The sequence below is a fragment of the Ruegeria sp. CG8 genome, assembly GCF_056537165.1.
The window spans coordinates 306,590-319,697 of record NZ_JBQFRA010000003.1 but is presented as its reverse complement, the minus strand read 5'-3'; the positions used below and the strand labels follow the sequence as shown (position 1 = coordinate 319,697).

15 protein-coding genes are annotated in these 13,108 nt (G+C 61.4%); 7 read left to right on the top strand and 8 right to left on the bottom strand.

Annotation, left to right across the window (positions count from 1 at the left end; all coding sequences use genetic code 11):
• Positions 1-77 precede the first annotated feature (77 nt).
• Positions 78-905, top strand: a complete 828-nt coding sequence (locus ACR0EF_RS11690; protein ID WP_170341043.1) for an MlaA family lipoprotein — start codon at positions 78-80, stop codon at positions 903-905.
• Positions 895-1,503, top strand: coding sequence for an MlaC/ttg2D family ABC transporter substrate-binding protein (locus ACR0EF_RS11685; RefSeq protein WP_170364106.1), 609 nt, complete (start codon positions 895-897; stop codon positions 1,501-1,503). The genes ACR0EF_RS11690 and ACR0EF_RS11685 overlap by 11 nt, the downstream gene beginning before the upstream one ends.
• Before the next feature lie 60 nt (positions 1,504-1,563).
• On the opposite strand, the gene ACR0EF_RS11680 is transcribed toward ACR0EF_RS11685, so the two are convergent.
• The 4 genes from ACR0EF_RS11680 to ACR0EF_RS11665 are packed head-to-tail and all read right to left on the bottom strand — an operon-like array spanning position 1,564 to position 5,731.
• Positions 1,564-2,661, bottom strand: coding sequence for an ABC transporter ATP-binding protein (locus ACR0EF_RS11680; RefSeq protein WP_170372862.1), 1,098 nt, complete (start codon positions 2,659-2,661; stop codon positions 1,564-1,566).
• 3 nt (positions 2,662-2,664) lie between these two features.
• On the bottom strand, positions 2,665-3,564 hold the full coding sequence (locus ACR0EF_RS11675; protein WP_170372860.1) for a carbohydrate ABC transporter permease: 900 nt from the start codon (positions 3,562-3,564) through the stop codon (positions 2,665-2,667).
• Complete coding sequence (locus ACR0EF_RS11670; RefSeq protein ID WP_170360524.1) at positions 3,557-4,429, bottom strand: carbohydrate ABC transporter permease; 873 nt, start codon at positions 4,427-4,429, stop codon at positions 3,557-3,559. Before ACR0EF_RS11670 ends, ACR0EF_RS11675 begins: the two co-directional genes overlap by 8 nt.
• Before the next feature lie 57 nt (positions 4,430-4,486).
• A complete protein-coding gene (locus tag ACR0EF_RS11665; protein WP_170360522.1) occupies positions 4,487-5,731 on the bottom strand; it encodes an ABC transporter substrate-binding protein in 1,245 nt (414 codons plus the stop codon).
• Between the two features lie 218 nt (positions 5,732-5,949).
• On the opposite strand from ACR0EF_RS11665, the gene ACR0EF_RS11660 reads away from it, so the two are divergent.
• Positions 5,950-6,687, top strand: a complete 738-nt coding sequence (locus ACR0EF_RS11660) for a response regulator transcription factor (protein ID WP_170341928.1) — start codon at positions 5,950-5,952, stop codon at positions 6,685-6,687.
• On the top strand, positions 6,684-8,123 hold the full coding sequence (locus ACR0EF_RS11655; RefSeq protein WP_170370276.1) for a sensor histidine kinase: 1,440 nt from the start codon (positions 6,684-6,686) through the stop codon (positions 8,121-8,123). The genes ACR0EF_RS11660 and ACR0EF_RS11655 overlap by 4 nt, the downstream gene beginning before the upstream one ends.
• A 17-nt stretch (positions 8,124-8,140) precedes the next feature.
• Here ACR0EF_RS11655 and fliP read toward each other — a convergent pair whose 3' ends face one another.
• The 4 genes from fliP to fliF are packed head-to-tail and all read right to left on the bottom strand — an operon-like array spanning position 8,141 to position 11,340.
• On the bottom strand, positions 8,141-8,869 hold the full coding sequence (gene fliP / locus ACR0EF_RS11650; RefSeq protein ID WP_437342731.1) for a flagellar type III secretion system pore protein FliP: 729 nt from the start codon (positions 8,867-8,869) through the stop codon (positions 8,141-8,143).
• Entirely contained in the window at positions 8,869-9,156 is a 288-nt protein-coding gene (locus ACR0EF_RS11645) for a FliM/FliN family flagellar motor switch protein (protein WP_170370277.1), read from the bottom strand. Before ACR0EF_RS11645 ends, fliP begins: the two co-directional genes overlap by 1 nt.
• Positions 9,149-9,745 (bottom strand): FliH/SctL family protein, encoded by a 597-nt coding sequence (locus ACR0EF_RS11640; RefSeq protein WP_170341921.1) that lies wholly within the window; start codon positions 9,743-9,745, stop codon positions 9,149-9,151. Before ACR0EF_RS11640 ends, ACR0EF_RS11645 begins: the two co-directional genes overlap by 8 nt.
• Positions 9,745-11,340 carry a flagellar basal-body MS-ring/collar protein FliF gene (gene fliF / locus ACR0EF_RS11635; protein ID WP_170372857.1) on the bottom strand — a complete coding sequence of 532 codons (1,596 nt, stop codon included), beginning with the start codon at positions 11,338-11,340 and terminating at the stop codon, positions 9,745-9,747. Before fliF ends, ACR0EF_RS11640 begins: the two co-directional genes overlap by 1 nt.
• 119 nt (positions 11,341-11,459) lie before the next feature.
• Between fliF and ACR0EF_RS11630 the strand changes: the two genes are divergently transcribed.
• The 3 genes from ACR0EF_RS11630 (at position 11,460) to ACR0EF_RS11620 (ending at position 13,102) form a co-directional block, all read left to right on the top strand.
• Positions 11,460-11,957, top strand: a complete 498-nt coding sequence (locus tag ACR0EF_RS11630) for a flagellar basal body-associated FliL family protein (protein WP_170370279.1) — start codon at positions 11,460-11,462, stop codon at positions 11,955-11,957.
• A gap of 9 nt (positions 11,958-11,966) precedes the next feature.
• Complete coding sequence (locus ACR0EF_RS11625) at positions 11,967-12,521, top strand: hypothetical protein (RefSeq protein ID WP_170370280.1); 555 nt, start codon at positions 11,967-11,969, stop codon at positions 12,519-12,521.
• A 65-nt stretch (positions 12,522-12,586) separates the two neighbouring features.
• Entirely contained in the window at positions 12,587-13,102 is a 516-nt protein-coding gene (locus ACR0EF_RS11620; protein ID WP_254433996.1) for a MotE family protein, read from the top strand.
• Positions 13,103-13,108 lie beyond the last annotated feature (6 nt).

Genomic DNA, 13,108 nt, shown 5'->3' with positions numbered 1-13,108 from the left:
CCGTTGTGCCAACGAGAAAACGTATTGATTGAGTGTCCGGCTGGATTACATCCGGACGATCGGGAGTAACCAAGACCGTGTCCAACCGGATCCGTTTCAAGCACATCGTCGCAGTGTCGCTGTTCGCGGTTCTGTCGGCCTGCGCGTCGCAGCCCCAGGACGCAGCGGCCCGCGGCGAGGTCTTCGACCCCTACGAAAACGCAAATCGCGGCATTCACAAGTTCAATCTGGGCGTCGACCGGTTCCTGTTCCGCCCGGCGTCGAAAGGCTATGTGAAAATCGTACCCGACCCGATGGTCACCAGCTTCAACAATTTCGCGGAAAACATCTCGTTGCCCGGACAGGCCGTCGACTATCTGCTGCAGGGCAATCTGAAACAGTCGGGCAACGCCCTGCTGCGGTTCGTGATCAACTCGACCGTGGGCGGGTTCGGTCTGTCCAAACCGGCGGATGAGTTGAACCTGCCGCCGGTTGATACCGATTTCGGCGAAACGCTTCATGTCTGGGGCTTCGGCGAAGGGGCTTATGTCGAACTTCCGTTCTACGGCCCCTCGACGACCCGGGATGCGGTCGGCGTTGTGGTCAACCTGTTCTCGAACCCGATCAACTTCTCGCCGACGCGACCGGCCGACAACCTGGGCGTCTATGCCGAGGTGGTGCGGCGGATGGGCGATCGGGGCAGATTCTCGGACACGGTCGACTCGATTCTGTACGAAAGCGCAGACAGTTACGCTCAGGCCCGCCTGATCTATTTGCAAAACCGCCGGTTCGAACTGGCAAGGGACGATGAGGATGCCTATCTGGGTCTGTATTCCGATCCCTACGCCGATACCGGCACTGACCCGGTCAGGGACCCATACCTTGACCCTTATGAGGACCCATATGAGGACCCCTATGCTGAATAACGCCATGAACCGCCGTACCTTTGCCGCCACCGCCCTGGCCGGGCTGGCCGTGGCTGGCCTTCCGCAGCAGACCCTGGCGTTGACCGAGGCCAGCGCGACACAACTGGTCAACAGCGTCGTTTCCGACATCACACGCGTGATCGAGTCGGGCAAATCCGAAAGCGCAATGCTGCGCGATTTCGAAAAAATCTTCGTGCAATATGCCGACGTTCCGATCATGGCGCGCTATGCGCTGGGCGCCGACGCCCGCAGCGCCAGCAATGCCCAGATGCGCGAATTCACCAAGGCTTTCCAGGGGTATATCTCGCGCAAATACGGTCGACGCTTCCGCGAATTCATCGGGGGTGAGGTCACCGTCAAGAATGCCCGCAAGATCAAGGCCGGCTACGAGGTTCGCAGCAGCGTCAAGCTGCGCGGCGAAGCACCGTTCGAAGTGACCTTCCTGGTGTCGGACAAGTCGGGTCGCGACAAGTTCTACAACATGTTCATCGAAGGGGTGAACCTGCTGCTGACAGAGAGGACCGAGATCGGCGCCATGCTGGATGCGCGCAAGGGCAACCTGGATCAGTTGATCAATGACCTGAAAAAGACCGGCTGAACCAACCGGTCAGAGTAGTGATGACGCCGCGCAGGATCCCTGCGCGGCGTTTTTCGTGGCTCAGTTCAGGCGTTCGCCTGTCGCTTTCGCAAAATAGGACACTTTGCTCATGTCAAAGGCCAGGTTCAGCATCTGACCGGCCCTGGCACTGGTCTCGGCATGCAGGCGCGCAGTGACCTGTTTGCCGCCCAGTTCCGACACGACGTAGGTATCGGCACCGGCCGGTTCGACCATATCGACCAGGCAGGCGGCCTCTTGCACACCGGCACCAGCGCGGAACCCGGATTCAGCGATGTCCTCGGGGCGCAGGCCCAGGATCACCTCTTCGGGCAGGTCCAGATCGCGCGTATCCGTCAGCACGATCGGGTCAGCCCCATCCCGCGCAATGGCGACCTGCGTGCCGGTCCCGTTGCGCTGGACCCGCGCCGGGATCAGGTTCATCGCCGGCGAGCCCATGAAATCGGCCACGAACAGGTTGGCGGGGTGATTGTAGATCTCGGCCGGTGTGCCTATCTGCTGCACCACGCCGCCTTTCAGTACCACGATCTTGGTTGCCAGGGTCATCGCTTCGATCTGGTCATGGGTCACATAGACGATCGAGGCATCCAGCGTCTGATGCAGCTTCTTGATCTCGGTCCGCATCTCGACCCGCAGCTTTGCATCCAGGTTCGACAACGGTTCGTCGAACAGGAACAGCTTGGGGTCACGCACCAGAGCCCGGCCCATTGCCACACGCTGACGCTGGCCACCCGACAATTGGCTGGGGCGGCGGTTCAGCAACGGCTCGATCTGCAGAAGCGAGGCGACCTCTTTCAGCTTGGCGTCCTGCGTTGCCTGATCGACCCCGCGCACCTTCATGCCAAAGGTGATGTTCTTGGCCACCGACATGGTCGGGTACAGGGCGTAGGACTGGAACACCATCGCGATGTCGCGGTCTTTGGGGCTGACATGAGTCATGTCCTTGCCGCCGATCGACAGCGTCCCGCCCGAGATCGGCTCGAGCCCCGCGATGCAGTTCAGCAGGGTGGACTTGCCACAGCCCGAGGGGCCGACCAGCACCAGGAAGTCACCCGGTTCGATCGAGATGTTGATGTCTTTCAGAATCTCGGTCGCGCCGTAATTCTTGTACAGGTTTTGGATATCGAGGATGGGAGCCATGGGTTATCCCTTCACGGAACCGGCGGTCAGGCCGCGGATGAAATACTTACCGGCAACGACATAGACGAGCAGCGTCGGCAGCCCCGCGATGATCGCGGCGGCCATGTCGACGTTGTACTCTTTGACGCCGGTGGTTGAGTTGACGATGTTGTTGAGAGCCACGGTCACGGGCTGCGTGCCCGCCTGGCTGAACGAAACGCCGAACAGGAAATCGTTCCAGATCTGGGTGAACTGCCAGATCACGGTCACCACGATGATGGGCAGCGACAGCGGCAGGAAGATCGACCAGAAGATCCGAAAGAACCCGGCACCATCCACCCGCGCCGCTTTGGTCAGCTCGCCCGGGATGGTGACGTAGTAGTTGCGGAAGAACAGCGTGGTGAAGCCAAGCCCATAGATCACGTGGACGAAGATCAGGCCCGGAATGGTTCCGGCGATCCCCATCATGCCCAACAGACGCGCCATCGGCAGCAGGACCACCTGGAACGGGATGAAGCAACCGAACAGCATCAGAGAAAAGATGATGTTGGCCCCTTTGAACCGCCACTGCGCGACGACAAATCCGTTCAACGCCCCCAGAAGGGTCGAGATTGCCACGGCTGGGACCGCAATCAGGACCGAGTTCCAGAAATAGGGCCGCAGACCTTCGCACTGGATACCGGTGCAGGCGCCCGACCAGGCGGTTTTCCAGGCATCCAGACTGACCTCGCGCGGCAGGGAGATCAGCGATCCCGTACGAATCTCCTCGAGGCTTTTGAGCGATGTGGTCAACATCACGAAAAGCGGCATCAGGTAGTAGAGCGCAAAAAGACCAAGCAGGACATACAGCAACCAACGCAGGGCAATCTTGCCCGTGGCGCTCTGGCTGCGGGTTCGGGTTTGGGGCATCGACAGATCAGTCATTTTTCGCCCTCAGTTCTGAGTAGAGGTAAGGAACCACGATGGCAAAGACGACCAGCATCATGATCATCGCGGACGCCGCCGCCTGGCCGATATCGCCGCGCGAAAACGCCATGGCGTACATGTATGTTGCGGGCAGATCGGTCGCGTAGCCCGGACCGCCGCCTGTCAGGGCGATGACAAGGTCAAAGCTCTTGATCGCGAGGTGCGCCAACACGATGAAGGCCGACAGGAAGATCGGAGCCATCGACGGAATGATGATTGCCGTATAAATCCGCCAGGTGGGGATGCCATCGACCTGCGCGGCCTTGATGATCTCACCATCCACCGACCGCAGTCCGGCCAGGAACAGCGCCATGACAAAACCCGAACTCTGCCAGATCGCGGCGATGACGATTGTGTAGATCGCGTAGTCCGGGTTCACCAGCCAGTCGAACTTGAAATTTGGAAAGCCCCAGCCCTGGACCATGGCCTCGATACCCAGACCCGGGTTCAGGATCCACTTCCACGCGGTGCCGGTCACGATCATCGACAGCGCCATCGGGTACAGATAGATCGTGCGGATCGCGCCTTCGACACGGATCTTCTGATCCAGCAGGATCGCCAGCAGCAGGCCCAGCACCATCGCGATCACGATGAACAGCGCGCCAAAGACGTATAGGTTGTTGATCGCCGTGTCCCAGCGGGGCGAGTCAAACAGGCGGTCATATTGGATGAAGCCCTTGATCTCGTATTTCGGCAGCAGTTTCGATCGGGTCAGCGACACCCAGGCGGTCCATCCGATAAATCCGTAGACAAAGATCAATACGGCGATGAACGACGGTGCCAGCACCACCTTGGGAAGGTGGTTTTCCAGCCATTCGGACATTTTTTCCTCCGGGGAAAGATGCTCTGCCCCGCATTATAGGGGGCAGAGCGTGTTGGATCAGTAGCTGTTTGCCACCGCGTCCGCCAGTTGCTGAACCGCGTCAGCCGAGGACATATCCGAGTTGAAATGTGCGGTCACGACGTCGGTGATCGCACCAGCCTGCGCACCGCGCAGCGCCATGCCATGCGCGTAGGACGGCAGCAGCGAGCCATTGGCGGACGAAGCGCCCATGTCTTCGGCCGAGATCTTGGCGCAGATGTCGAACTTGTCCAGTGCGACGTCGGTCCGCGCCGGAATCGACCCCTTGTTCAGGTTGAACACTTCCTGGAACTTGGGGGCCACGATCAGCTTGGCGAGCAGTTCCTGACCGGCGCGCTTGTCGTCGCCGTCCACGTCGAACATGGCAAAGCTGTCGACGTTGTACAGATAGCCGTCACCGGGGGTTGAGGCACACAGGAAGTCTTCGCCGGGGACCTTGCCCGCGGCCAGGAATTCACCCTTGGCCCAGTCACCCATGATCTGGAAGGCGGCCTCACCGTTCATGACCATGGCGGTGGCCAGGTTCCAGTCGCGGCCCGAGAAGTTCTCATCAACGAACCCGCGCAGGGTGCGCATCTGGTCAAAAATCTGAACCATCGTGTCCGAGGTCAGAGTCTCGGGGTCCAGATCGACAAAGGCCTTCTTGAAGAACTCGGGTCCGCCGATGCCCAGCGCAACTGCTTCGAAGACGGTTGCGTCTTGCCAGGCCTGACCACCATGGGCCAGCGGGATGATGCCTGCGGCCTGCAGCTTCTCGGCAGCGGCGTTAAACTCGTCCCAGGTGGTCGGCATCTCGATGTCATTGGCGGCCAGGATGTCGGCATTTGCCCAGATCCAGTCGATACGGTGCACGTTGACCGGTGCGGCACACCAGGTGCCTTCGCATTGCATATGCGCCGCGATCGAGGCGGGCAGGACTTCGGCCCAGCCCTCGGCCTCGGCAACGTTCGAGATGTCCGCCAGAACACCCTCTTCGTACCATTCCTGGATCGCCGGGCCTTTCAGCTGAACGGCGGTCGGCGCGTTGCCGGCCAGAACGCGGGCGCGCAGCGCGGTCATCGCCGCGTCTCCGCCGCCGCCTGCAACGGGCATATCCGTCCAGGTGCCGCCATTGGCCGCGAACTCTTCCTGCAGAACGGCGACCGACTTGGCCTCGCCGCCCGACGTCCACCAGTGAAGAACTTCGGCCTGCGGTTCGGCCATCACCGACGTGCCAGCCAGAACGGCCAGCGATGACGCCGTGGCGAGTGCGAAACGTTTCATGTTTGGTATCCTCCCAGATCCTTGTTTGCTGCCGCGAGGCAGCGATACGGGACATTACCGGCAGCCGCTTGCCGTCTGGCAATGGCAAATATCCCATGTATCCGGCGCGGGCTGCAAATTTTCCCGCCTTTTGTTACAGCGTGTTACGTTGACCTTGAATCTGTTGCAGTCCGTTACAATTGAGGGCAGCGTCGAGGGGGAAATCGGGGAGGAACAGCGTGAGCATTCCACGTCTGCTGGTTGTGGATGACGATCCGGAAATCCGGTCGATGTTGACCCAGTTCTTTCACCAGAACGGGTTCATTGCCCTGCCAGCAGCCACCGAGCGCGAGGTGCAGGCACACCTGAAGTCAGGCCGCATCGACCTGATCCTTCTGGACGTGATGCTGGGTGACGAGAACGGGGTCGAGATCTGCGCCCGGCTGCGCCGCGAGCAGGACGTGCCGATCATCTTCGTGTCGGCCCTGTCTGCCGATCATCAGCGCATGGCCGGGTACGAGGTGGGCGCCGACGACTACATCGCCAAGCCGTTCAACCCGCAACTGCTGCTGGCGCGTGTGCGCGCGGTGATGCAGCGCGCGCGGCGCACGCCATCGCTGGCCTATCGCCGGCGGATCCGCACGTTCCGCTTTGGCGGATGGGTCTATGACGGCAAACGCGACGAGGTGCATGCCCCGGACGGGTACCAGGTGTCGCTGTCGCAGCGCGAAACCGCGCTGCTCAAGGTGCTGCTGGCCAACCCGCACATTCCGCTGACCCGCGACGAGATCGCCGCCGCGCTGGACGTGACCGGCACCGGTGACAAACCCGAAGCGCAGGGTCGGGCCATCGACGTCCTAGTAGGGCGGCTGCGGTCCAAGATCGAGACCAACCCCAAAGATCCGCAGATGCTGCGCACGGCCCGCGGTGTCGGCTATGTCTTCGCCTGCGAGGTCACCGTGGAACAGGAGGCATGACCCTGCGCCTGCGGGATCTGGGCTGGGCCTGGAGCCTGGGTGCGTTTGCTGCCGGGTTACTGGCGGCCGGACTGTGGTTTTCATCCGTTCGCAACTGGGACGCCTATCTGACCCGGGCCTATGTTGCCGGGTTCTCGGTCTACGAAGATCTGCGCAAAGGTCGCGCCTCGCATCCCGACGTGTTGATCACGCCACTGCCGCCCGAGGCCGCAAGTCTGGCCGATGCGGGTGAATTCGAGCAGTTGCCCGACCTTGCAGGACGCCGGTTTCTGACCAACCTGTCCATTCTGACCGACAGCTCCGCGCCGCTCAGCGGGCGGAACCTGACGCTTGCGGTCTTGTCCGACCGGCTGGTCTATCCGGTATCCGACATCGTGTCAGGCAGCGATCAGACCGGGCCGCAGAAGATGGGCAACCTGACACGCCTGCTGGCCACCTATTGCAGCGAACCCATTCTGGTGGGCCGGTTCGGACAGGGCGCGTGGCAGAAGATCGACGGTACGCAGGTCTGGGGGTGCGATGCGGCCCCGGCCGACCTGCGCCTGCCCGCGATCTTTCTGGCCGTCGTGGCACTTGCGATCATTCTGACATCGGTCGGCAATGTGACAGACAGCTTTTCGCGGTTCTCCCAGTCGCTGCGTGACCGCCGGCGCAGCGGGGGTCCGGACAGCTACGACATGTCCGGGCCGGCCGAACTGCGCGACATCGTATCGGCGGTCAATACACATCTGGAGGACGAACGCGCACAGCTGGAAAAGCGTGCCACGGTCCTGTCCGGCGTCAGCCACGACCTTGGTACGCCAGCGGCCCGCGTGCGTCTGCGCGCGGCGCTGATTCCGGACGCCGAATTGCGAGAGAAGCTGGAGTCCGATGTCGACCAGATGACGGGCATGATCGAAAGCGTGTTGACCTACACCCGCTCGGAACTGAGCATCGAGGACCCGCGCCAAATCTCCCTCACCTCACTGGTCGAGTCGCTGGTTGCCGACTATCAGGACATGGATCTGCCTGTGACCCTGAAACAGGTCGCCCCGGTCGAGGTGGAGGGCGCGGCGTCGCTCTTCATGTCGCGGCGCGGGCATGGCTCGCTTCCGGAAACCCGCCGCATCCTTGTCATGGCGCGACCGATCTCATTGAAACGGGCGTTGACGAACTTGATCGACAACGCGCTGAAATACGGGCGCCACGCAACGGTTGAACTGGAAACCGACGCGGAAACCGCCACGATTGTCGTCGAAGACAAGGGAACCAACTTGTCCGTTTCGGATATCGAGGCGCTGATGGCCCCGTTCCGGCGCGGTTCGAACATCGGGTCGTCCGACGGGTTTGGGCTGGGCCTGACAATCGTTGCAACCGTGGCAGAGCAGCATGGCGGCTCGCTGCGCTTTGAAGCGGGTGATCAGGGTCTGCGGGCACGGCTGCAGATCCGGCGCTGAGACCGTCCACACGCAGGCTAGGAATAGCTTCGCACCAAGGCACTGGCGATCAGGGACCACCCATCTGCAATCACGAAAAACGCCAGTTTGAACGGCAGCGAAACCGTGGCGGGCGGCACCATCATCATCCCCATCGACATGAGTACCGCAGCCACTACAAGATCGATGATCAGAAACGGTAGAAATATCAGGAATCCGATCTGGAACGCGCGGGCAACCTCGGACAACATGAACGACGGCATGAGAACCGACAGTGGCGCCTCCGGCGACAGCTCCATCGACGCGGTGTCGGGGCGCAAGGCCGCCATGGCCCGAAACGTGTCACCATCCAGCCGCGCCACCATGAACTCGCGGAACGGCACCATGGCACGTTCCAATGCAGGCTCTACCGCAAGTGTTTCTTCGACCATCGGTCGGATCCCGGTGTCCCAAGCCTGGGTAAAGACCGGCTCCATGATGAAATAGGTAAGAAACAGCGCCAGGCTGACGATCAGCATGTTGGGCGGGGACTGTTGCAATCCGATCCCCTGCCGCAGAATGGCCAGTACCGTGACCAGAAATGGAAAACAGGTCACCATGATCGCAAGGCCTGGTGCCAGGCTGAGCACCGTGATCAGCAGGATCAACTGAATGGTTCGCGCCGATATGGATCCGCCGTCGCCCAATGACAGCGACAGCTCCTGTGCCGATGCCAGTGCTGGTGTCTGCACAAGGATCGCCAATGCACACCAAGCCGCTCGGCGCATCATCCAAGTCCGTTCTGGAAATCCGAAATCTCGGTCAGACGCACCGCCAATTGACCGGCATTGTCCCCCTCCATTTCCTCGAGCAGACCACGGGCGACCAATTGATCGCCGACATACAGATCCACCGGATCTTCGACCCGTTTGTCCAAGGTCAGAACGGCGTTCTCACCCATGGTCAACAGGTCGCGTATCAAGGGGCGCGCCCGACCAACGGAAACCGTCACCTCGATGGGAACGGCTTCGAACGGATTGGGTCTTTCAGGTGTGGATGCAGGTGCGTCACTCATTTGACAAAGCCTCTTTTGCCTCAAAAACATATGCGTCGAAAGCGGCGGCGATCGCGTCCAGCAGCGCGGCGCAATCAACCTCGGACCGGGCGGTGCCGACCTGCAACCGCGCCTGACCCGGCAGCAACTCGGGGTCCGCGACGACCTTGGGGAGGGGCGTGATGTCGGCGGGCAACAACGCCTCGACATCCCCTTCAACACCGGGTGGAACCAACAGAAGGATCGGTTTTGCAACCTGCGCCTTGGCCATTTCGCTCAACTGCTCGATCACGCGGGCGGCAAGCCCCCGATCCAACGCGTGCGGAAGGACGGTCTGAACCAGAGCACTGAACATCGGTTCAAGCGACAAGGTCATCCGGGTCAGAGCTTCGTGGTAGGTGAAGGACATATCGGAGAAGGCAGCCCGCATATCCTCGGTCAGCGCAGCGCGACCTTGGGCTTGGGCCTGCAACGCATCCTCCCACCCGGCACCATATCCGCGTTCGAAAGCGGCAAGCCGCTCTTCCTCCAAAGCTTCTTCGTCCAGCAATCGCAGATTCGCGCCGTCGGCCTGAGCGGTGAAATCCTCGAGCAGGTGGGCGATCGACATCACACCTTCTCCTCGTTTTCTTCCAGCCAGCTCCGCAGAATTTCGACCGTCTCTTCCTGTTTGTCCCCGATCATGGCGCGCAGACGGCCGACCGCATCTTCGCTTGCCGTGGACCCAATCGCAGGCACAGAGCCTCCGTTTTCACCCTGGCCTGTGAGAGCGCTGAATTCCTGTCCATCAGCTTCTGAGATTTCACCGACAAGAAATGGCGCGCCGCCATCGGCGGAGGCTGCGGCAGGCGGCAAGGCTGGCACTGCGGCCGAACCGGTCAGGATCGGCCGGATCACGAACAACCCCATGACCAGCGATACGATGGCCAACACTGCCATCTGTATCAGCGACATCGTATCCAGATGGATGCTTTGCCAGACCGAAGCGGTCGCCAGTGTTCCCTGCGGTTCGACATTGGGCAGTTCCAGGGATTTCAGCGTGATGACATCCCCGCGATCCGCATCGAAGCCTACGGCCGAGGCGACAAGCTCTTCCAGAGCGTCCAGTTCCGGCTGTGCCATCGGTTCAAAAACCTCGGCATCGGTGGCGTCCGTTGTGCGGGTTCCATTGACGAGAACGGCAACCGTCAGGCGTTTGATGGCGCCCGGCACCCGCAGAACTTCAAGCTCGGTCTCTGAAACCTCATAGTTGATCCGCTCGCGGGTTTGCGTGGCTGAAGAATTCGATTCATCGCTGCCATTGCCGTCCCCGTCCGGCAGATTGGACGCGACCGTCACATCAGACGACTGATTGCGGGAGGTATCCGACCGTTCCTCGACATCGGTGCTGATTGCGACACGGCCCTTGGGGTCGAACCGCCGCTCTCTTATGGATTCGGTCTCGGTGACCGTGTCGACGCTGACTTCGACCACCGCATTGCCAGGTCCGACGCGTGCCTCGACCAGCCGCAGGACGCGGTCGCGCAGGACCTTGGCCTTGTCATCGGCAGTGTCGGCTGCAACCGCCGTCTCTTGCGGGCCGATCACCGCACCGTTGGAATCGATCACCGCGACATCCTCGGGCGCGAGGCCGGTCACGGCGGAGGCCACCAGAAAACGGATCGCCTTGGCCTGCTCAACCGTGATCTTGGCCCCGGATGGCACCAGATAGACCGAAGCGGTTGGCGAAACGCTCGGCTGGAACGGGCTTGTGGACCCGCTGGCAATGTGAACCCGCGCCTGCCCTACGTGATGACTGCTGACGATGGTTCGCGCCAGTTCACCCTCCTTCGCGCGCCAATAGGCAGCGTCGAACATCTGCGAGGTTGTACCGAACCCACTCAGCGTATCCAGCAGTTCATAACCCCGGCTGCCATTTGCAGGCAGACCCTCGCTTGCCAGGGTCATGCGCAACTCGTCGCGTTGCGAGCCCGGAACATAGATTGAGCCGCCACGAATCTCGTAGGTGACACCGCGTTGATCCAGGGCCCGGACGATATCCCCCGCTGCCCCGCTTTCCAGCCCCGCATAGAGGAGTGTCATGGATGGCGATGTAACCAACCGCGACATCGCCAGGACACTCAGGAACACGACGACAACCGCCCCCGCCACGATGAATTGTTTGCGCCTGCCCAAACTTGCCCAGACAGTTCCGATCTGCTGCACGCTCACCTCCGACTCGCCGACATTCTGTGCGGCTCGTGCCCTGTTTGAACGATTGCCCTTAACAATCGGTTAGTCCCTGCGGGGTTATGACGGGTGCCGAACGCAAGAATGAGGACGCCATGACAGACGCGACCGTGGATGAGGCAGAAGACCAGAAGAAGTCGGGCAAAAAGGGACTGATGATTGGCGCGGTTCTGGCGCTGCTGGGTGCTGCGGGAGGGTACTATGTGACCGCGTCCGGGCTTTTGGGCAAAGCACCCGAGGCCGAGGGAAACACAGCGGAAAACGCGGACGCCGGACATGCGATCGATGCGTTGCCGGATGTCGGGTTCGTCGACCTGCCGCCCGTGATCGTGTCCGTGAATTCCGGCGATTCGCGGCATCTGAAATTCCACGCGCAACTTGAGGTGGCCGCCGGTCACGAGGCCGAGGTGGAAAAGATGATTCCCCGCATCATGGACGTGATGAACGGCTATCTCCGGGCCATCAACCTGTCCGACCTCGAGGACTCGCTGGCTCTGGTTCGCATCCGCGGGCACCTGCTGCGGCGCATCGGCATCGTCGTTGGCGAAGGTCGGGTACGTGACGTTCTGGTCACGGAATTCGTATTAAACTAGGAGGCGAAATTGGAACTGATCTCGGACATTCTGCTGGTCGCCGGCGCCTTGGGGGCCGGGTTGTACTGTTTTGTTCTGGCCCGACGCCTCAGGCGGTTCACGGACCTGGAGCGGGGCGTCGGTGGCGCGGTTTCCGTGCTATCCGCACAGGCGGAAGAACTGAAAAAATCCCTGGATGCCGCGCGTGCGGCATCTGACCAGTCCGGGCACAAACTGCAGGATCTGACCGAGCGCGCCGAGTCAGTCGCACAGCGGCTTGAGTTGATCATGGCGTCGATGCACGACGTGATCCCCGAGGACAAACCCGGGACTGGGGAGCCTGCAATTTCCTCGACCGAAACCAAAAAGCCGTCACCTCTCGAGGCGGAACCGGACTCGCTGAAAGCGGAATCCGGGCCTCAAGCACCCGAGCAACCCGCCGAGCCTGCGGCTGTGGAACCAAAGCCATCCAAGCCGGAAGCCAAGGTCAAATCCACCAACGACTCCGCAGAGGATCCGGGCCCGATTCCCAAAGGCGTATTGTTCTTCAGGCACAAGGCGCAAGGTAGCGAGGCCCGATCCTGATGCTCAGCCTGCAACCTGCCCAGCGTCGACCACGTGGTGGCGTTCTGACCCTCATTTCAGCCTTGATGATCAGTTCCGCCATCATACGGCTGGGGCTTGAGGCTGGGCCGGCTTTGGCAAGGGGGCCTGACCCCTCGGAAGTCTCTGCACACAGCACCGAATCGGACGAAAAACCGGACATGCAAGCCTTGCTGACCGAATTGCTGCGTCGGGAAGCAGCCGTCAAACAGCGTGAGAGCGCGCTGCGCGACAGGGAGCGTGCCCTGGAGATTGCAAACGAGGCCATTGCGACGCGCCTCTCTGATTTGCAAGAGGCCGAGGCATCGCTGCGCGAGACATTGGCCGTGGCGGACAAGGCGGCTGAAACCGACCTCACCCGTCTGACCGATGTCTATCAGAACATGAATCCCAAGGACGCCGCGGCGTTGTTCGAAACGATGGATCCGGTTTTTGCGGCCGGTTTCCTTTCGCGTATGCCGCCTGAGGCTGCTGCGGGTGTGATGGCCGGTCTCAGCCCCGAGGCCGCCTATACCATCAGCGTCGTAATGGCCGGACGCAACGCCAACGCCCCCACTGAGTAGCCGCCA

Coding starts and splice junctions, on each gene's coding strand:
- ACR0EF_RS11685 (WP_170364106.1), top strand. CDS start 895: ATGCTGAATAACGCCATGAACCGCCGTACCTTTGCCGCCACCGCCCTG.
- ACR0EF_RS11680 (WP_170372862.1), bottom strand. CDS start 2,661: ATGGCTCCCATCCTCGATATCCAAAACCTGTACAAGAATTACGGCGCG.
- ACR0EF_RS11675 (WP_170372860.1), bottom strand. CDS start 3,564: ATGACTGATCTGTCGATGCCCCAAACCCGAACCCGCAGCCAGAGCGCC.
- ACR0EF_RS11670 (WP_170360524.1), bottom strand. CDS start 4,429: ATGTCCGAATGGCTGGAAAACCACCTTCCCAAGGTGGTGCTGGCACCG.
- ACR0EF_RS11665 (WP_170360522.1), bottom strand. CDS start 5,731: ATGAAACGTTTCGCACTCGCCACGGCGTCATCGCTGGCCGTTCTGGCT.
- ACR0EF_RS11655 (WP_170370276.1), top strand. CDS start 6,684: ATGACCCTGCGCCTGCGGGATCTGGGCTGGGCCTGGAGCCTGGGTGCG.
- fliP (WP_437342731.1), bottom strand. CDS start 8,869: ATGCGCCGAGCGGCTTGGTGTGCATTGGCGATCCTTGTGCAGACACCA.
- ACR0EF_RS11645 (WP_170370277.1), bottom strand. CDS start 9,156: ATGAGTGACGCACCTGCATCCACACCTGAAAGACCCAATCCGTTCGAA.
- ACR0EF_RS11640 (WP_170341921.1), bottom strand. CDS start 9,745: ATGTCGATCGCCCACCTGCTCGAGGATTTCACCGCTCAGGCCGACGGC.
- ACR0EF_RS11630 (WP_170370279.1), top strand. CDS start 11,460: ATGACAGACGCGACCGTGGATGAGGCAGAAGACCAGAAGAAGTCGGGC.
- ACR0EF_RS11620 (WP_254433996.1), top strand. CDS start 12,587: ATGATCAGTTCCGCCATCATACGGCTGGGGCTTGAGGCTGGGCCGGCT.